The organism is Abyssicoccus albus, assembly GCF_003815035.1.
Taxonomy (GTDB): domain Bacteria; phylum Bacillota; class Bacilli; order Staphylococcales; family Abyssicoccaceae; genus Abyssicoccus; species Abyssicoccus albus.
On the sequence record NZ_RKRK01000003.1, the window covers coordinates 16,817 to 36,435 of the forward strand.

Annotated in this window: 20 protein-coding genes and 1 riboswitch; of the genes, 3 read left to right on the forward strand and 17 right to left on the reverse strand. The window is 34.4% G+C overall.

What is annotated here, in order from left to right; translation table 11 throughout:
• The first annotated feature begins 97 nt into the window (after nt 1–97).
• On the forward strand, nt 98–1,393 hold the full coding sequence (locus EDD62_RS05170; protein ID WP_123807808.1) for an FtsW/RodA/SpoVE family cell cycle protein: 1,296 nt from the start codon (nt 98–100) through the stop codon (nt 1,391–1,393).
• Between the two features lie 21 nt (nt 1,394–1,414).
• Here the strand turns inward: EDD62_RS05170 and EDD62_RS05175 are convergent, their stop codons facing one another.
• The 7 genes from EDD62_RS05175 to EDD62_RS09185 form a co-directional block, all read right to left on the reverse strand.
• A complete protein-coding gene (locus EDD62_RS05175) occupies nt 1,415–2,626 on the reverse strand; it encodes an NRAMP family divalent metal transporter (RefSeq protein ID WP_123807809.1) in 1,212 nt (403 codons plus the stop codon).
• Nucleotides 2,627–2,636: 10 nt separating this feature from the next.
• The gene (locus tag EDD62_RS05180) at nt 2,637–3,395 is read right to left on the reverse strand and encodes a 5-oxoprolinase subunit PxpA (RefSeq protein ID WP_123807810.1); all 759 of its coding nucleotides are present in this window, start codon (nt 3,393–3,395) and stop codon (nt 2,637–2,639) included.
• Nucleotides 3,396–3,400: 5 nt separating this feature from the next.
• Nucleotides 3,401–4,750, reverse strand: a complete 1,350-nt coding sequence (gene accC, locus EDD62_RS05185; protein WP_123807811.1) for an acetyl-CoA carboxylase biotin carboxylase subunit — start codon at nt 4,748–4,750, stop codon at nt 3,401–3,403.
• Nucleotides 4,751–4,759: 9 nt separating this feature from the next.
• Complete coding sequence (locus EDD62_RS05190) at nt 4,760–5,212, reverse strand: acetyl-CoA carboxylase biotin carboxyl carrier protein (protein WP_170152781.1); 453 nt, start codon at nt 5,210–5,212, stop codon at nt 4,760–4,762.
• 3 nt (nt 5,213–5,215) lie between these two features.
• Nucleotides 5,216–6,184, reverse strand: coding sequence for a 5-oxoprolinase subunit C family protein (locus tag EDD62_RS05195; RefSeq protein WP_123807813.1), 969 nt, complete (start codon nt 6,182–6,184; stop codon nt 5,216–5,218).
• Nucleotides 6,184–6,897 carry a 5-oxoprolinase subunit PxpB gene (gene pxpB, locus EDD62_RS05200; RefSeq protein WP_123807814.1) on the reverse strand — a complete coding sequence of 238 codons (714 nt, stop codon included), beginning with the start codon at nt 6,895–6,897 and terminating at the stop codon, nt 6,184–6,186. Before pxpB ends, EDD62_RS05195 begins: the two co-directional genes overlap by 1 nt.
• Nucleotides 6,898–7,031: 134 nt before the next feature.
• Complete coding sequence (locus tag EDD62_RS09185; RefSeq protein WP_161485356.1) at nt 7,032–7,175, reverse strand: Lmo0850 family protein; 144 nt, start codon at nt 7,173–7,175, stop codon at nt 7,032–7,034.
• 217 nt (nt 7,176–7,392) lie between these two features.
• Here EDD62_RS09185 and cls point away from each other — a divergent pair, with 217 nt between their 5' ends.
• On the forward strand, nt 7,393–8,880 hold the full coding sequence (gene cls / locus EDD62_RS05205) for a cardiolipin synthase (protein WP_123808095.1): 1,488 nt from the start codon (nt 7,393–7,395) through the stop codon (nt 8,878–8,880).
• An 89-nt stretch (nt 8,881–8,969) separates the two neighbouring features.
• On the opposite strand, the gene EDD62_RS05210 is transcribed toward cls, so the two are convergent.
• The 10 genes from EDD62_RS05210 to EDD62_RS05255 all read right to left on the reverse strand — a co-directional run bounded on the left by EDD62_RS05210 (nt 8,970) and on the right by EDD62_RS05255 (nt 18,834).
• Entirely contained in the window at nt 8,970–9,440 is a 471-nt protein-coding gene (locus tag EDD62_RS05210; RefSeq protein WP_077139802.1) for a hypothetical protein, read from the reverse strand.
• A gap of 229 nt (nt 9,441–9,669) precedes the next feature.
• Complete coding sequence (yidC, locus tag EDD62_RS05215) at nt 9,670–10,539, reverse strand: membrane protein insertase YidC (protein WP_123807815.1); 870 nt, start codon at nt 10,537–10,539, stop codon at nt 9,670–9,672.
• A gap of 130 nt (nt 10,540–10,669) precedes the next feature.
• A complete protein-coding gene (thiE, locus tag EDD62_RS05220) occupies nt 10,670–11,380 on the reverse strand; it encodes a thiamine phosphate synthase (protein WP_414731057.1) in 711 nt (236 codons plus the stop codon).
• Complete coding sequence (thiM, locus tag EDD62_RS05225) at nt 11,367–12,152, reverse strand: hydroxyethylthiazole kinase (protein WP_123807816.1); 786 nt, start codon at nt 12,150–12,152, stop codon at nt 11,367–11,369. Before thiM ends, thiE begins: the two co-directional genes overlap by 14 nt.
• An 89-nt stretch (nt 12,153–12,241) precedes the next feature.
• A complete protein-coding gene (thiD, locus tag EDD62_RS05230; protein ID WP_123807817.1) occupies nt 12,242–13,048 on the reverse strand; it encodes a bifunctional hydroxymethylpyrimidine kinase/phosphomethylpyrimidine kinase in 807 nt (268 codons plus the stop codon).
• Entirely contained in the window at nt 13,038–13,733 is a 696-nt protein-coding gene (tenA, locus tag EDD62_RS05235; protein WP_123807818.1) for a thiaminase II, read from the reverse strand. Before tenA ends, thiD begins: the two co-directional genes overlap by 11 nt.
• Nucleotides 13,734–13,867: 134 nt before the next feature.
• Nucleotides 13,868–13,966, reverse strand: a riboswitch (TPP riboswitch).
• Between the two features lie 118 nt (nt 13,967–14,084).
• Complete coding sequence (locus tag EDD62_RS05240) at nt 14,085–15,191, reverse strand: 3D domain-containing protein (RefSeq protein ID WP_123807819.1); 1,107 nt, start codon at nt 15,189–15,191, stop codon at nt 14,085–14,087.
• Nucleotides 15,192–15,524: 333 nt separating this feature from the next.
• Nucleotides 15,525–16,622, reverse strand: a complete 1,098-nt coding sequence (locus EDD62_RS05245) for a LysM peptidoglycan-binding and 3D domain-containing protein (RefSeq protein ID WP_123807820.1) — start codon at nt 16,620–16,622, stop codon at nt 15,525–15,527.
• A gap of 182 nt (nt 16,623–16,804) precedes the next feature.
• Entirely contained in the window at nt 16,805–17,392 is a 588-nt protein-coding gene (locus EDD62_RS05250; protein WP_123807821.1) for a hypothetical protein, read from the reverse strand.
• An 860-nt stretch (nt 17,393–18,252) separates the two neighbouring features.
• Nucleotides 18,253–18,834 carry a single-stranded DNA-binding protein gene (locus EDD62_RS05255; protein ID WP_123807822.1) on the reverse strand — a complete coding sequence of 194 codons (582 nt, stop codon included), beginning with the start codon at nt 18,832–18,834 and terminating at the stop codon, nt 18,253–18,255.
• A 249-nt stretch (nt 18,835–19,083) separates the two neighbouring features.
• Here EDD62_RS05255 and EDD62_RS05260 point away from each other — a divergent pair, with 249 nt between their 5' ends.
• Nucleotides 19,084–19,533: a YwpF family protein gene (locus tag EDD62_RS05260; protein ID WP_123807823.1), complete on the forward strand. Its 450-nt coding sequence runs from the start codon at nt 19,084–19,086 to the stop codon at nt 19,531–19,533.
• The last annotated feature ends 86 nt before the right edge of the window (nt 19,534–19,619 follow it).

Consider the following 19,619-nt stretch of genomic DNA (forward strand, 5'->3'; position numbering starts at 1 on the left):
TTCATTATACACTATAACGTTCGCTTTTAAAAAGTTGGAACTTTAAGGTTTGATTTGATAAAATTATCATATTGAAAAAGAAAGTTGAGGCAATCATATGGAAACATTAAGTCGTAAAAATGCCCAAACGCGTTCAATCATTGATCGTATCGATTGGTGGCTGATTATATTCATCGGTTGCTTTGCAATCATTAGTTACTTTTCTATTAAAAGCGCGATGACGAGCGGCCAATACAATACAAATTTCGCTACGAGACAAATGTTATATTATGTGATTGGTGCATTGTTTTTAATCATGATGCTCTTCATTAAACCAAAGTTATTGAAAAAATTGACGTTTCCTCTTTATTTATTAGGCACATTGAGCTTAATTTTATTGATTATTTTACCTAATACACCTTTTACACCAATTGTTAATGGGGCACAGAGTTGGTATAAGCTCGGTCCAATCAGTGTGCAACCGTCAGAATTTATGAAGATTATTCTTATATTAATTCTTGCGAGAACAATTTCAGAGCATAATAAGTATATTGTTGAACGTACCATTGCAAATGATACTAGGCTTCTCTTTAAGATAGCATTATGGTCGTTAATTCCTGCAGCATGTATCTTATTGCAGAATGATCTCGGCACTACACTAGTCTTTATTGCCATTATCCTTGGAATGATTGTCGTTTCCGGTGTAAGTTGGAAGATTTTACTTCCAGTCCTGATTTCATTCGCCGCACTATCTTCAACGATTATTTTAACAATTATTCTTAAGCCAAATTTAATTGAGAAAGTATTCAACATACAACCTTATCAACTTGGACGAATATACTCTTGGCTTGATCCATACAGTTATAGCTCAGAAAGTGGATATCATTTGATCAATTCATTAAAAGCGATTGGTTCAGGACAATTTAACGGTGTTGGTTACACGAACGGCCGCATCTATATTCCAGAAAACCATACTGATTTCATCTTTACAATTATTAGTGAAGAATTTGGATTTGTTGGCTCATCGATCGTTCTTTTGTTATTCTTAGCAATGTTCATTCATCTCATTCGAATCGCAACACTTGCAACGTCTAACTTCAACGCTTATTTTATCATTGGATTTATTTCAATGTTAATCTATCAAGTATTCCAAAACGTCGGCATGACTATTCAGCTTTTACCAATCACAGGGCTACCTCTTCCATTGATTAGTTATGGTGGTAGTGCACTTTGGAGTACAATGGTTGGATTTGGAATCGTGATGAGTATATATTTCCATGACAATTTGAATTATAGTAAAAAGCGTTACTCTAAACGTAAAACAAAACAATTCATCGAAAAAACATTGCAAAAAAAAGAAAAGCAGAATAAAAAATCAGATACAAAAAACAAAGGAGAGGCTATTGTACAATAGCCTCTCCTTTAATCTTCTATCTTATCCAAAAAGCATACTAATAACTTCTCGAATCGAAATGAAACTTGCCAATAATGTAATAATCACTGCAACATAGCCGAACACAATCATCCATGTTGGATGATGATAATCACCAACAATTGACTTCTTCCTCGAACCAATTAAAATCGCAGTTAATATTATTGGGATAATCATCCCGTTAAATGCACCTGCTACAATAAGTAATACAACAGGTTTTCCGATAAATGCAAATACAATCGTTGAAAAAATAATAAATCCAATAATGACAATATTATTATAACGGTCAAATATAGGATGAAAACTTCTTAAGAATGATGCACTCGTATACGCCGCACCAATCACTGAAGTAATCGCCGCAATAAGCAACACAAGTCCGAAGATTCTAAGACCTACATCTCCTAATGCATACTCAAAGATGGTCGCCGGTGGATTATCCTTACTCAACGTAACGCCCGCTGTAATAACACCTAATGCGGCTAAGAACAGTAAGAATCTCATAATACCAGCAGTAATAATACCGATATTCGCCGATTTAGATACAAAATCTAAATTCTCTTCTCCTGTGACACCCGCTTCAATTAATCGATGCGCACCAGCAAAGGTAATATATCCTCCAACAGATCCACCAACAATTGTAATGATTGGCATGACTAAACTCATCGGATCATCTGGTATAATCATTTTAGTCGCTGCCTCTTGATATGGTGGCTGTACTTTAATCATCACAATCCCGATAATGACTAACAATGTAATTCCAAGTAGTTGTGTCACAACGTCCATTACTTTCGTTCCATTCCTCGATGAGAAAATAATAATTGCCAATACTCCAGCAATAATTGCTCCGATTCGAGTATCTAATCCAAGTAGTGCGTTAAAGCCCATACCAGCACCAGCAATGTTACCAATATTAAATGCTAATCCGCCAATAACGATTAAAATTGCAATTAAGCTTCCCAGTCCTGGTAATACCATATTTCCAACGTCTTGTCCACGTTTGTTCGCGACTGTAAGCACTCGCCATATATTTAACTGCGCTCCAATATCAATAATGACACTTAATATTATTGCAAATGCAAAGCTTGCTGCAAACTGTTCTGTAAATACTGCTGTCTGTGTTAAAAATGCCGGTCCTACTGCTGACGTCACCATTAAGAATATTGCGCCAAGCATTAACCTTCTTCTATTTAATGTGTTGTTATTATATTGCTCCATAAATGACCTCCTATATTGTTTTGACGAATACGCCTTCTTTCTTTAATGCATCACTAATCTGCTCAACAAATTGTAATGCATGTGCACCATCACCGTGCACACAAATTGAATCGGCTTTGAGCGGCATTTTATTACCTGTCACTGTTGTCACTGTCCCTTCTGTAACCATCTGTAGAACATGATCTATCGCTTGCTCTGTATTTTCTATCATTGCATTGTCTAAAGTTCTGGAAACAAGTGTGCCGTCATCATTGTAGTTCCGATCGGCAAATACTTCGTGAATCGCCGTCATTCCTTTAGCTTCGGCAACTTGAGTGAGCAAACTGCCACTGAGTCCCATCACTTTTAATTTCGGGTCAATTGCATAAATTGCATTGACAATGGCTTCAGATAACTGTTTATCCTTTGCAGCATCATTATATAATGCACCGTGTGGTTTAACATGGTTCAATGTGACACCATGACGGATGCAAAATGCATATAACGCACCAATTTGATAAGTTATCAATGCTTCAATTTCATCATACGAATAGACCATATGACGCCTTCCAAATCCCATAATGTCTTGATATGCTGGATGAGCTCCAATACCAGTGCCGTGTTCACGACACAATTGTATGGCTTGATCCATCACAAGATAGTCTCCAGCATGAAACCCACAAGCAATATTGGCAGATGAAATGAGTGGAATGATTTGTTCATCATTACCTTTCTTAAAAGGTCCATAACTTTCACCTAAATCTGCATTTAAATCTATCGTATTAGTCATCAATGTCACCCCTCTAGGAAATAGTTTTTCTCAAGAAATTTAATATCGATTAAGTTATTCATATACCTTGGATGTTGTAAAATACGGTATTGATATAAAAGATTTGTCTTGAATTGACCAATGACCATCTCGTCTAGCGCAAGCTTCATTCGATTAATTGCGCCTTCTCTCGTGTTATCAAATGTAATGACTTTCGCAATCATAGAGTCATAGAACGGTGATATCATATATTTTTGATATAAGAATGTATCAATTCTAACGCCCGGTCCACTCGGTAAGAAGAGTTGTTCAACTTTTCCCGGTGAAGGTCTAAAACCGTGGTCAGGGTCTTCAGCGTTAATTCGACACTCAAGTGCGAATCCAGTCACTTGGATATCATCTTGTGTTAATTCGAACGTATCAAATAATGCAACTTTGATTTGTTGTTCAACAATATCAATGCCTGTAACCATTTCTGTCACGGTATGCTCTACTTGAATTCGCGTGTTCATCTCCAAGAAGTAATATTCACCTGTTTCTTCAACATACAAGAACTCAAGTGTTCCAGCACCAGCATAGTTAATGTTCTTTGCTGCATTAACTGCATCAAGCGTCATTCGATCTTTAACATCTTGTGGCACAATCACTGCAGGTGCTTCTTCGATTAACTTCTGGTTATTCCGTTGGACCGAACAGTCACGGTCATATAGATGAACAGCATCACCGTGCCCATCTCCAATCACTTGAACTTCAATATGACGTGCCGTTCGAATGAATTTCTCTATGTACACTCTATCATCACCAAATGCATTTAATGCCTCATTTTTGGCAGAGTGAAATAAATTATCAAAGTTTTCCAGATCTCTTACAATTCTCATCCCTTTGCCGCCACCACCGGCTACTGCTTTAATGACAAGTGGTGCACCGATGTCATGTGCTTTTTGACGGGCTTCTTCAATCGTTGGAATGACATCTTTTGAACCAGGTATAACCGGAACGCCTGCCTTCACCATCGTTTTACGTGCTTCTGCTTTATCACCCATCGCATCAATCGTCTCCGGCGTCGGACCGATAAATATAATGTTATTCTCGGCACAACGTCTAGCAAAGTTAGAATTTTCAGCTAGGAAGCCGTAACCTGGATGAATTGCATCCGCACCAGTCATTTCAGCGGCTGTGATGATGTTATTCATATTTAAGTAGCTATCTTTTGCATTTGACGGACCAATACAATACGCTTCGTCAGCCATTGCAACATGAAGCGCATCTTGATCTGTGTTGGAATAGACACTGACTGTTTTGATGCCCATCTTTTTGCACGTTCTTATGACACGTATCGCAATTTCTCCCCGATTAGCGATTAGTATTTTTTTCATGACTATCACCTACTTTTCTTTGATTCTAATTAAAGGATCATCATACCCAACTGGTGTACCATTGTTCACATATATTTCTTCGACGATTCCAGATACATCAGCGAATACATCGTTCATCACCTTCATCGCTTCGATTACACCGATGCGGTCTCCTTTTTCAACTTTATCGCCGACACTAATGAATGGAGCTTTGACGCCTTCTTCTTGCATATTATAATATGTCCCAACGAGTTGTGACTTCTGGACATGATCTGTTTGTTCACTGTTGTCATTCATCTCACTTGAACCCATTGTTTGTGATCCATCCATAGGTATTTGAGGGTATTGGATTGGTACTTGTTGTACTTCTTTGATTGCTTTCTCGATATAATATTCGTCTTCTCCTTCTTTAATTGAGATGACTTTAAGTTCATTTTCATTCATCATTTGAATCAATTGTTCTAGCTTTTCTGTTTGACTCATCATCTACACCGTCCTTTTCAATAATTGTTCTATTCGACGACTCGTATGTCGAATGTCATATGCTCGGTTGGACACTTCATTCAGTCGATTAATCATTTCTTCTTTCTCAGCGATCGCCTCTTCAAGTGTTCCTTCAACAAGATATATCTCACTACCTGGTGCTTTTTGAGCGAGCTTAGGCAAGTCCGCAAAATATACTGTCCCGAGTTTTACATATCCACCAACCGTCTGACGATCATTCATTAAGATAATCGGTTGGCCGTCTGTTGACACTTGAATTGAACCCAGTGGAATCGGCTCTGAGATGATATCATGTCCGTGCTTAACGTCAATGCGTTCACCTGTTAATCGAATACCCATTCTGTCAGAAGTATTAGAGATTTCATAGGCATAATTCGGTATGACATGCACATCTTTGAATCGATGATATTGTTTTCCTGGTATGAAACGGATATGATCCATTTTATCAATTTCAAATGTATTAATACGTTTCGTAGGCATCGTCTTAGGATCCTTCAATGGAATAATATTATCTGCTTGAAGTGTACGACCATTTAATCCACCGATGCCGATTTTAGTATGTGTAGCGTAGCTTCCTTTAATCGTTTCAATGTCAAATCCATTCTTCACAGTTAAATATGTTCTATAACCATTGTTGACTTGTCTAAACGTCAACACTTCCCCCGCTTTCGCGTTATAGACGATTTGATTCGATATCGCATCCCCATTAATATCAGCATTCATATCCGCACCTGTAATGATAAATGCAACATCACTATTAAATTTGAATACGCCACCTTGCATGGTCATTTCAATACTAACTGGGTTATCATTTTCTAACATCAAATTGCCTAACATAAAGCTTTTGTAATCCATAGCACCTGCAGGAGATAACCCTTTATGTTGTAGTCCATGTCGACCGGCATCTTGAATCGTTGAAAACATCCCAGGATGTATCACTTCTATACTCATTATTCATCACCTTCCAATACTTCAACGTCATACTCCTTCTGAAGCACACGCTGTTGAATCTCATCAAATTCCTGAGCAGTAATCGATTTGAACTGAATATAATCACCAGGTTCATAATACACTTCAGGCTCACGATCAAATTCGAATAATATTAATGGTGTTCTACCAATAATATTCCATCCTCCAGGAGACTTATAAGGGTACATACCTGTTTGTCCACCGGCAATACCAACAGATCCAGCTGGAATTTCTTTACGTGGTGTTTGTTTCCTCGGTTTCATTAATCGATCATCTAACCCACCTAAAAAAGGGAATCCCGGCATAAACCCAAGCATATACACTAAATATTTACGCTCTGTATGTAACTTAATCACCTCTTCAACGGTCAAATCATTATCACGCGCAAGTTCATCGATATCTAAAGCATGTGGCGCTTCATAACAAACCGGTATCACAATGGTCCGTTGCATACGCACATCATCTTCCTCAATATTCACAGTGTTCACTACGTCAATTAACCCATCGTGCGTCAATATATCATCATTGAAATAAATATACAGTCGATTGTATGAGATAACAACTTCATATATCCCATCAATCTGCATATCATCAATCTTATTCTTTAAATTGACAATTTTACGATTCACTTCTTCATCAATCGATTCACCAAAGATTAAGCATAGACAATTCTCAGTAATTTTAAATGTCTCCATGTACAAATACCTCCTTCTAACTTAAATGCTGACCAATGCATTATTAAACGTTTTCACAACATTATAGATGAAAAAAACACTTAAAGTGAGCATACTTTAAGTGTTTTACTTTAATTTACAACCGTATTATATCATTAAATACGATCTAATTTCAATTTTTCAACATTCATTTGTGGGATAGATTTACGAATATCAACACGTGATTTTGTTTTTGAAACTTTGACGCCAATCTCTGTCAACATCGATACGATATGGTTTACTTTCATACGATTCGTCATCCGAATCAACTCCTGTTTCTTTAAGGTTATCTATATTATACTACCCAATGAGGATGAAAGATACACTTTCAATGTGAAGATTTTGTTAATTTTTTCTATCATATCATAAGACATCAATACGATGCGGCTCAAAAATTGATATACTATAAGTAATTAAAATTAATCACTACAAAAAAGAGGTAACGCTATGGAACATTTCATCAATCTATGGGATACAATGATTGAATTCATGCATTCAATTAACTTCACACAAATATTCAACTGGATCTTAATCGGGCTATTTATCATCAACTTCTTACTCGTATTATCCATTATATTTCTAGAACGTAGAACAGCTATGGCTACGTGGGCATGGATTCTGGTTCTTTTCTTTATCCCTATCGTCGGATTCATCATCTACCTACTCTTCGGACGAACAATATATAAGCAACAAATTTTCAAAAATGAAGAGTTTTTACCCATCATAAAGAAAGACGTTGAAACACAGCTCGAAGATTTGAAAGATAATTCACTGTCATTCGGAAACCCTACGATTAATCGACATGATCAACTCGCTAGACTACTACTCAACAATAATAATTCATTTATTACAACGCATAATGACATCACATTATTTACAGACGGACACAACAAATTCTCTCAACTTAAACGTGATATTATGAATGCAAAACATCATATCCACGTCCAATACTACATATTCAAGATGGACGAACTTGGTAAATCGATTTATGAATTACTCGTTGAAAAGCAACGACAAGGGGTTCATGTTAGAATATTATACGATGATTTAGGCTCAAGAACACTTTACTATCAAAACTTTAAAGAACTCATAAAACTCGGTGGTCAAGTTGAACGGTTCTTCCCTTCATGGTTTCCTATCATTAATACACGGATGAATCATCGAAACCATCGTAAAATTGTTGTTATTGATGGAATCATAGGCTATGTTGGTGGTTTCAATGTTGGTGATGAATATTTAGGAACGCACAAAAAGTTCGGCTATTGGCGAGATAATCATCTAAGAATCACAGGTGAAACAGTACGAGCATTGCAATATCGATTCACAACGGATTGGAACTCACATCATAAGCATAGAAAATTAATCTTGGATAAAAATTATTGTCCAGAAATACATCACGCAGAACACACACGCAACATTACCCCAATTCAAATCGGAACGAGCGGTCCCGACGAACCATGGGAACAAATTAAATACGGTTACTTAAAGATGATTACCAGTGCGAAACAAAGTGTCTATATCCAAACACCATACTTCATCCCAGACCAATCATTTTTAGACGCAATCAAACTTGTCGCGATGAGTGGCGTCGAAGTGAATATCATGATTCCAAACAAACCAGATCATCCACTCGTCTATTGGGGTACTTACTACAATGTTGGAGAATTATTAGACACCAATGCAAATATTTATATCTACGAGAAAGGATTCCTACATGCGAAAACGTTGGTGATTGACGGAGAAGTTTCAAGCATTGGAACAGCGAACTTCGATAACCGTAGCTTTGCACTGAACTTCGAAATTAATGCATTCGTCTATGATAAACAACTTGCAGAAAAAACACTTGAAGCGTATGAAGAAGATATTAAGCATTCAACGAAGCTCACAAAAGAAATATACAATGAACGAAGCTTAATCATTAAGTGCAAAGAAGCCATCGCAAGATTAATATCTCCGGTTTTATAAAATTTTTAACGAAGTATAATCAATCAAAATAGTATTAAAATACACTTATATTATTAAATAAGCATACCTCTTCATATGATGAGGTATGCTTATTTATTTTCAACATTATACATTCTATCGATCAAAAACTGAATAATGTATATCACACTATATGATGTCATCAAGAATCCATAACTCATATGAATCGTTGTAAAAACTTCTAATATAATATGTTTCATAATGAATGTATTTAATAGTACGACCACGACAAGTGCAACGACCTTCACAATCATATGACGAAAACTAATGACCCCTTTAATCAATAATAATCTCAAAATAGTACCAATCGTCTCCATTAATAACCAGGCACAGAATAAGAATACCGTAAAATATATTAGATTCAGTAAATAACCATCAAAAGCAAGTTCATAAAACAACCAGTCTTCTAATCCGAGTTCAGCAAACAATGCTTGGAATCCATAAAAACCGAAATAAGGTATAGAGAACGTGTAAATTGCGCCTATAATTAATAAAGTACAAAATGTTAACCATGATATGATAATATTTTTATATTTTTTCATCTATTTCATTGACCGCCTATTTAAATAATAGTGATAACGTACATTTAATATATCATATATAGACATAAAAAAACCTCAAAATTAGATATCGATCCAACTTTAAGGGAATATACTTTATCATATTATTTCTATTCTATATACTGATATTCATGTTAAATGCCTTAATCAGTTTCCAATAAGTGATAAGGTACTATTATTATATATAATAGTACCTTATTGCACCTTACTGTTATTTACGTTTCTTCTTTTTCTTTGAACGAACTTCTGTATTCTTACGATGTTCGATCTCTTCAGCTTGATCTTGAGTCAATTCTTCTGATGATTCCGCTAACTCCTCTGTTGACTTAGAACGATAGAACTTGTTCCCTAACCACGTTTGGAAGACGATGAAAATACCACCGACTGCCCAGTATAACGCTAACGCTGATGGAGATATAAATGAGATCCACATAATCATAATCGGTGAAATTAACATCATGATTTTCATCTGTTGCTTCTGTTCTTCAGGGATAAATTGCAATGAAATCCACGCTTGAACTGCATATGCAATTCCTGCGACGAGCGTAATTAAAATATCTGGTTCCGTTAAATTCATCCATAAGAAATTCGGATACTCTGTAATCCCGCCTTCTGTTGGGAACCTTAATGCATAGTATAAACCTAAAACGATTGGCATTTGAATTAACATTGGTAAACAACCCATATTTAAAGGATTGATGTTATGTTTCTTGTATAATGCCATCATCTCTTGTTGTGCTTCCATTTTCTCTTCTTGCGTTGTTGCGACTTTCACTTTCTTTTGAACACGCTCCATTTCAGGCTTAACTAAAGCCATCTTCTCACGCATTACAGCTTGTGACTTGTATGTGTTCATCATTAATGGGAATAGTGCAAGACGAACGACTAATGTAATCACAATAATCGTCAATCCATAGTTATGGCCTAAAATTGGTCCGAGCCAATGTATCAATGAGTCCATCGGTGCAACGAAGACGTTATAGAAGAAACCTGTACGATCTTCTTTGTTTTCGTAATTACACCCTGCTAACAGCATCGCGACACTGAGCAGTAAGAACGGTAAAAATATTTTCTTTTTCATTCTGTCACCTCTATATTATTCACATAAGTTGTATTTTATCATATGTCGTGACACGTTTAAACAAAAACTATTAGACCGTCCTTTTTATATTAAACAATTTTACTAACCATTAAATGACTTATTAATAAGATTAACGCTTCACTTGATTCAACACTTCTCTCAACTTACGCGTTGCAAGTTCTGGGTCTTTCGCTCGACTAATACTTGATATGATAGCGACTCCATCTGCTCCCGCTTCGATAATGGACTGAATATCGTTAGATTGAATACCACCAATGGCCACCATCGGCATACGTTGATCAATTGCTCTCATCTGTTGTATTCCTTTAGTCCCGATTGAATCACCTGCATCGTGTTTAGATAGTGTATTATATACTGGTCCTGTTCCTATGTAATCTACATATTGTAATACATCTTTTGAACTAGTATATTCATCCTTATTCCCCACAGACAATCCTATAATCTTATCTTTAAATTGTGGATAAATCTCTTCAATCGATGTATCATCTTGTCCAACATGAATACCATCGGCATCACAATGTAATGCGAGTTCAACATCATCATTTACAATGAACGGTACTTCATATTGATGACAGAGCGATTGAATACGTTTAGCGAAGTTTATTTTTTCTTGTCCTTCTAGAGCATTTGTCCCTTTCTCTCGATATTGGAAACAAGTGATTCCACCTTTAAGAGCGAATTCAATCGTCTCTAGCGGCTCACCTGCCGAATCATTTGATCCTTGTATGTAGTATAAAGAGAGCATTTCTCTACTAAAGTTAAAGCGATCACGATTATTTCGTAGATGTTTGTTAAGACTCATATCATTATGCTCTATCATCGAATAACACCCTCACTTCTTCGTCTGAAACATGGTGTAATTGATTTAATAGTTCAACTTGAAATGCACCGGGTCTATCCAATGTTACAATCTCTTCGGCATTCATCCCTGCGGTATGATAAGTGAATAATGCGTATTTTATCGATTCAAAACTATCCATCGGTGAATACATTGCACCAATGATACTCCCTAACACACACCCAGCCCCTGTCATTTTCGTAAATAGCACTGTGCCAGATGTATATGTTTCATATTTATCTGATGTATAAATAATATCTCGTTCACCCGTAATTACAATGTTACACGAAAACATATCATGTGCTTTTTTGGCAATGGCAATCAAGTCATCTTCACTACCATCAAATTGCGAATCTACACCTTTCATTGCCTCTGATGCACCAACGAGCGACGCAATTTCACCAAAGTTCCCTTTCAATACAGCAATTTTATATTTGTCTATCATATTAAGAACCGTTTTCGTTCTATACGATGTAGCTCCTGCTCCAACTGGATCTAGTATAATCGGAACTTCTAGTTCATTTGCGACCTTCATTGCATGATGCATATACTCAAGCTTCTGATCATTTAAAGTGCCGATATTAATCAATAATGCATGAGCATATTGGAGCATTTCATGTTGTTCATTCGGTGCTTCACTCATGACAGGTGATGCGCCCAATGCAATTAAATGATTTGCTGTCATGTGTGTGACGACACTATTAGTCTGGCATACGACTAATGGATTAACTTGTCTTAATGTATTTAAATTCATTGAATCATTCCTTATTCATTTACTATTAATTCCTCATCACTCATTCAATTTAATTTGCACCTGTTACTATATTTTTATTTATGTTTTATCTATTCGTCATTCGACGAATACGCAAAATGATTCACCGGGCCTCTTCCATGCCCTAACTCTGGTGTATGTTTGATCGCCGCTTCAATATAAGCTTTCGCAATACGTACGGCATCTTCAATATTATGTCCTTTCGCAAGCTCTGATGTAATAACGCTTGAGAATGTACAACCTGTCCCATGTGTATGTTCTGTATCAAAACGCTCCCCATTTAATACGATCATTTCTTGACCTTTAATGAATAAGTAGTCTGTTGCATCTCCTTGTAAGTGACCACCTTTTACAACGACACTTTCACAACCAATCTCTTCAATAAACCGTTTACCACACAATTTAATATCATCAAGTGTCTCAATCTTCATGTTTGTAATTCGTTCTGCTTCTGGAATGTTCGGCGTAACAACTGTTGCATTCGGCAATAATTGATTGACTAATATGTTGACTGTTTCTTCTTCTATTAATGCATCTCCACTTTTGGCAATCATAACGGGATCTGACACATATGGAATATCACCATTTTGAATATAAGGTAGTACCACTTCCATCATATCCTTCGTTGCAATCATGCCTGTCTTAATCGCGTCAGGGGTAATATCATCAAAGACACTGTTCAATTGTGCTTCTATAATATCTAATGGTAAATGGTGTATTTGTTGAACACCGAGTGTATTTTGTGCGATGACACTCGTTGTTACACCCATCCCATAGACACCTCTTGATTGAAATACTTTCATATCAACCGATACACCTGCACCACCCGTTGGATCTGTTCCTGCAATACTTAAAGTTGTCATTAATTTATTGTTCATCGTTATTCCACATCCAATCTTCTTGTTGATAACTCATATTAAAGAACTTACGTTCATGCTCACAACTTTGTAGGAAATTCATCTTTACATCTTCTACTTCATCTTGTGACATCATCTCAGCACTTTGGTCAATCCAATTAAATAAATACTCTAACAGTTCATCCATACCTTCGACATAGAAATCAATCCACTTTAACATCGGATGATTGCTTTCTAATGAATGGTGTTCTTTCATCTTTAATGCAAGTTGTTGATATACATATGGGCAAGGACACATGGCAGCAACCGTGTAAGCAATATCTTCTCTCATATTGACTTGATAATACATATGTTTCACATAATGATCTGCACTCGGATACCAATGGTGGTGTCCTTTAATAATATCTTCATAGCTTTTGCCTACATATTCTGATAAAAAATAATGTGCATCCACTTCACCATTAATGACAAAGTCTATTTGAGATAACAAGAAGTTCATCTCTTCATTCGTATGTGCTTTCGGAACCAATAATGCATAAATTTTAGCGAATTCATTCAAATATTGATGATCAGCACGTAAATAGTGTTCTATACTTCCTTTAGGTGTTGATCCATCTAACATTGATTGAATAAAGTCATCATTATAAATTTGATTGATGATTGGACTCGCTAATGATTTAAGTGACTCACTTAATGATTGTGACATACATATACACTCCTTAAAATTAATAATATAAATTTATATTTCACAAAACTATGTATTTGTTAGCAACAATATATTGAACATATAAAAAACCCACAATGCAGCCCTTGCATGTGGGTATATCGGTGCTTAATCTATCACCTTTAAGCCCACTTCCTTACGCTAGCATTATCTAGTTCAAGTATAAGGGATTGACACTCATCATCTCAGCCGTCACGGCACCCCTAGTGGATTTATTTATTTCTATTGTACGCTTTTGACACGCAACTCGTCAAATAAAAGATAGAGTAAAAAAGAGACTTAAGCTTTATGCTTAAATCTCTTCATATGATAATATCCTTTTAATACTTTATATTAGTTTAAGATTGTTACTGTAGCAGAAGTACGTCCTTTAGAGTAAGCTTCACCTTTTGATCCAACTAAAATATCAATGATATTTCCTTTGATTGCTCCACCAGTATCACCAGCGATCGCTGTGAATGAACCGTATGGTGTAGTCACTTGAACTGTTGAACCTAATGGAATGACACGTGGATCTACTGCAATGACACGCTTACCACCTGCATAGATTGAGTTACGTACGTCAATGCCTGTTGCAGTAATTCCTGAACATCCAGCACATCCTGCAGTATAGTGTGTTGCTGATACACGGATTGTACGTCCGTTAGATACTTGTTGTGCTTTAGCACGTTGTTGTTGTGCTTTTTGTGCTTGAGCACGTTTTTCTGCTGCTTTTTGTTCCGCAGCTTTTTGCGCTGCAATTTTTTCTTGTTGTGCTTGACGAGCCTCTGCTTGTGCTTGACGCTCAGCCGTCGCTTTTTGTTCTGCCGCTTTTTGTTCTGCCGCTTTTTGTTCTGCCGCTTTTTGTTCTGCCGCTTTTTGAGCTGCTACACGTTCAGCTTGTTGCTTTTGTTGCTCAGCTTTTTCTGCTGCTTGTGCATTGTTTTGTGCTTGTTGCTTGATTTCTTGTTTTTCTTCTACTTTTTCAGCTTTGATTTCTTTTTGAGCTGCTGGTTTTGCAACTTGAGGTGCTGCTGGTTGATGTACTTTTTGTTGTACTGGTTTTTGAACAACACTATTCGCTGATTCTTTTTTATCAACGATTAATTTCTCACCTGCAATAATTAAGTCTGATTCTAAATCATTCAATGCTTTTAATTGTTGAACAGTTTTACCGTATTGTTTACCAATTAAGAATAAAGTATCACCTTTTTGAATATCATGGTATTTAACAGCTTCAGAGTCTTCTTTATCTACTACTAATTTTTGATCTACTAAAATTAACTCACTTGATAAGTTATTTAATGATTTTAATGCATCAACTGTTGTGTTGTAGTTTAATGCAAGTTCTGATAAAGTATCACCTTTTTGAACTGTATGTTGAGTATCCGCGTTTACACTTGCTGTAATTCCTGTTGAAAGTAATGCTGCTGTACCTAATGTTAATGCTTGTTTCTTCATAATAAAAATCCTCCTAATAATAATCCTATATTTAATATTCGTTAATTATATGCTTCGTGTTTCTAAAACTTGCTTAATACTTTTATACATACGAGATAAATTGACTTATTTGTGTTAAATAAAAATCATATCTCGCTTCGACTAGTTAATACTTTAACAAATATAAATGTTTCATAGGTTACAAGAAGATAATAAATTCAGTTAAAAATTACAGTTATATTACAGAAAGATGTCCGACACCTAATATCGGACATCTTTCTGTATAGTATATAAAAATCAGTATTGTTAGAAAATTACTTAATTAAATTAACAATTACTATTAAATGAATTAAATTATCTTAATACAGTAACCGTCGCGCCAACACGTCCTAAGTTTAATGCTTCTCCACGAGAACCAACTAAAATATCAATTCTGTTTCCTTTAATTGCTCCACCTGTATCACCAGCGATTGCGTCAAATGAACCATATGGTGTTGACACTCTCACTTTTGATCCTAATGGAATAACACGTGGGTCTACAGCAACAACACGTAAACCTTTCGCATAGATTGTATTACGAACATCGTATCCAGCTGCAGTAATTCCGATACATCCAGCACAGAATGCTGTGTAGTGAGTGGCTTCAACGCGAATAGTGCGTCCTGTAGATTGACTTGTAACAGGTGCTTTCTTAGCTTGAGGCTTAGCAACTTGCGTTTGTTGTGGTGCTGCTTTCTTAGGTTCTGGTTTTGCTTCAACTTGACGCTTCGGTGCTGCTTGAACTTTAGATACTTCACCATCTACTTTTAATGTCGTTCCAGCATAAATCATATATGAAGATAAATTATTTAATGATTGTAATTTTGCAACTGATGTATTGTATTGCTTTGCAATTTTACCTAATGTATCTCCAGAGCGCACCTTATGTGTAGTAACATTTGTAGTGTTTTGTGTAATATCTTCTTTTTTCACTTCTGTTTTTACTGTTGTATTCTCTACTTTTGACGGAGTCGCTTCTCCTGAAACCTTTAATGTATGACCCGCAATAATTAAATCGCTTGATAAATTGTTCAATGATTTTAATGCCGATACAGAAGTATTATATTTCTGTGCAATTTTATATAAAGTGTCTCCAGATTGTATTTTGTATGTTGAAGCTGATACATTGCCTGATTGATTTGATTCTTTAGCTTCTGATTTCGATGCAACTTGAGTTGATACTTCCTCTTCTCCAGCTGATACTTTAATCACCTGGTTTGGATAAATTAAATGGCTTGAAATATTGTTCAATGATTTCAATTCACTCACTGAAGTATTATATTTTTGTGCGATAGCAAATAAAGTATCTCCAGTTTTTACAGTATGGTTCGTTTGTTCTGATGCATCAGCACTATTATATGCTAACCCAGTGGCGAATGCAGCGACAGCTCCAACAGTTACGATTTTTTTCATTATATAATATCCTCCATTAATTAACGATTCATTTCATATTTTAATAATTTCATATATAAATATGTTTTAACTCAATATCCATCGTAACAGAGAAATCGACGCAATAGGTTACAACAACGTAAAAAACACAGCTATGTTTTTACAGTTGTATTACATAGCTGTGTCACCTATATGAATTTATATTATGATTCTTCATTAAATAACCTTTCTAAACCCTTGATATTATGGTTCTTCAACATATGATCAATTATTCTTTTTTTATTATCATGCTCAAGGCTATCTATTAATTCATCCGTTAATAATTTTGTATTAATCTGTTCATGATCATCTTCATATTCTATATTATAAACACTATTCACTTTTTCATTTTGAATACTCAATGAATTATAGTTAGCACCTTCTTTTCGAATCACTTTCTTCATCGAATGCCCTTTAAAACTTGTCATTTCAAAATTTGTTTCACCTTTTTTTGCCGCATTTACTTTTAACAAATATTTATTTGTAATGACTTCTGAAATATTCGAGTACTTATTTAATTGGTACATATTAATATTATAAACTTCTTCACCCGTCTTAAAATAAAGCTCATCATTTGTATGGTCGATCTCGTGATTATTATCAAAAGACACCGTCAACTTACCACTTTGATCCAATTTATATTCTATCTCATTAAATTTAAGAATAATATCATTACGCTCTAATTCAAAAATAATCTTGTAATCGCTATAATAAACTTTAGTCGGTTCGAACTGCTTCACTTGAACTAACAAGAAATAACCTCCTATTTTACTTTTTATTTCTTTTAATTATATATGTTTTTATATGATTAATTGAATCATGATGTTACAAAATAATACAAACACCATTGACTTCTTTCTATGTATAAACGACTTTAAATTTATTACTTAACTTAATGCTAAATAATAATTTGGCCATCATTTATATTTCTCAACTTAATTACTAATTTATTTTCTAGATATATTTCCCAAAATCATATATTTTTTGATTACCCTTTTAATTGTATTTTAATCACACGTGGATTCATAAAAACAATTTAAAGTCATAACAATGACAAAACATTAATATAAATCTTAATTTTTATTGGTTCGATTTGAGATGGAAATTTAACATTGAAATGATTAAAGAATACCTTAATTGTCAGGCAGCACTCCTAACAACTAAAGTATTCATCATTTTACAATCTATTTTGCAATATATAGAATCTATTAAAATTTATTATTAGGAGGGAGTTTAGATGATGGTTCATATAATAAAAACGTATCATTCATCTATTATGAGATTTAAAATTTTAATTAATATTTAACGCAGTAGATTATCTTGAAATCATCTTCATTAATATTTCTTAATATGATAGTTATACATATAATCATATAAATAATAGATGTATAATAATAGAACTGTTTGTTGATAAACACTTAATATCAAATAAAGTTCAATAAGTCGGGGGTAAAACTTATCAAATTTTATATTTAAGTACTTCTTAATTAACTAATATAAAGAATATTTCATAAGAATATTAAAGGAGGAATTCATCATCAACATGTAGGTGTTTTTATACTTATTCAATTTTAATGAGCATCTTCTGTCAGCAATCTAATCAATTAAACGATTAGCTTAATACAGCTTCTTTATTTTTATCATCACCTATTTCTTCATTATTTATATGATTATTAGTTGATTGAGAGTGATTCGTATATTCTTTATCTTCATCATGTGTTTTTACATTAGATCTTTGTTGGGATTTTTGATGATTTTTAATTATATTGATACTGTTTTGAACATTTTCAATGCTAGAATCATTATTCTTACCAAATAGATCTTCTGCTGATTGTATATCATCCATCATATTTTTCACATCTTGATTTGTCTTTTTAGGTTCAATTAATTGAACTGTCTCTATAATCACTTCATTAATATATCGTTCTATATTGTCATCGCCTTTGTATTTACGTGATCGAAGTGACCCTGCAATACCAATTTGTTCTCCTTTAGAACAATAAGTTGTAATTATATCTGCCGTTTTATTATATGCCTTTACGATAAAGAAGTCGCTTTCTCTTTCATCTGTTGATTTGTTTTTAAATGGTCTATTCACTGCAACAATAAATGATATAACATTACCACCATTATCAAATTTGTATGATCGATAGTCACTTGCAACTCTTCCAATTAAGACAATGCGATTTATCATGTGTCCACCTCCTTTCACACATAATATATCTTGTCTTGAACATATAGACAAAGTTCAATTCATGATATAATAATACTGATTTAATCATAAATTAAATTTTTAGCTTACTATATTTTATTTATTGTTAGCACCATTCATAATCTATTAAAAATAAAAGATTTTAAAATTTTTTACATATAAATATTTTAGTAATAATTCATTTATTAACTAATATTAATGAATTGAATGAAATAAAGAAAGGTGATTTTCATGCGTGCTTTTAATGTCATACGTTTTCAAATTGTGGACGAACAACGAATTAATGAATTCCTAGTAAGAGAAGGTATCATTATTGATAAATCTCCGACGACTGAAGGTTGGCTTTTAGAAATTTGCATCGAACTTGATCATCAAGAATATTTCCAATCATTATATGAGCAAGGTGAACAGATTGATATTCGTGTAATGATTACGAGGCCAACCAATGACCCCGCTTTATTTAGTGCGAAAATTGTAGATTTTCTCGAACTGGACGATGAGCTTTCTGTCATTATGGATTGCAAAATCCATACTCAACGTCAAACTTATGCAGAACAATTATTGAAGCAATTAATAGAAGAAGGTCATACGGGCGAGGATTTGACAAAGACATTCGATCGTCATATGCAATCTAAGCCAAAGTTAAAAGAAGAACATATCAATTCAGAAGAAATCGAATAACTTCATTATTTATCAACTTTTTTATAAGTTTTTTAAATTTATATAGTTCGTGAATTCATAAATTATATATAAGAACATTTTTTAAT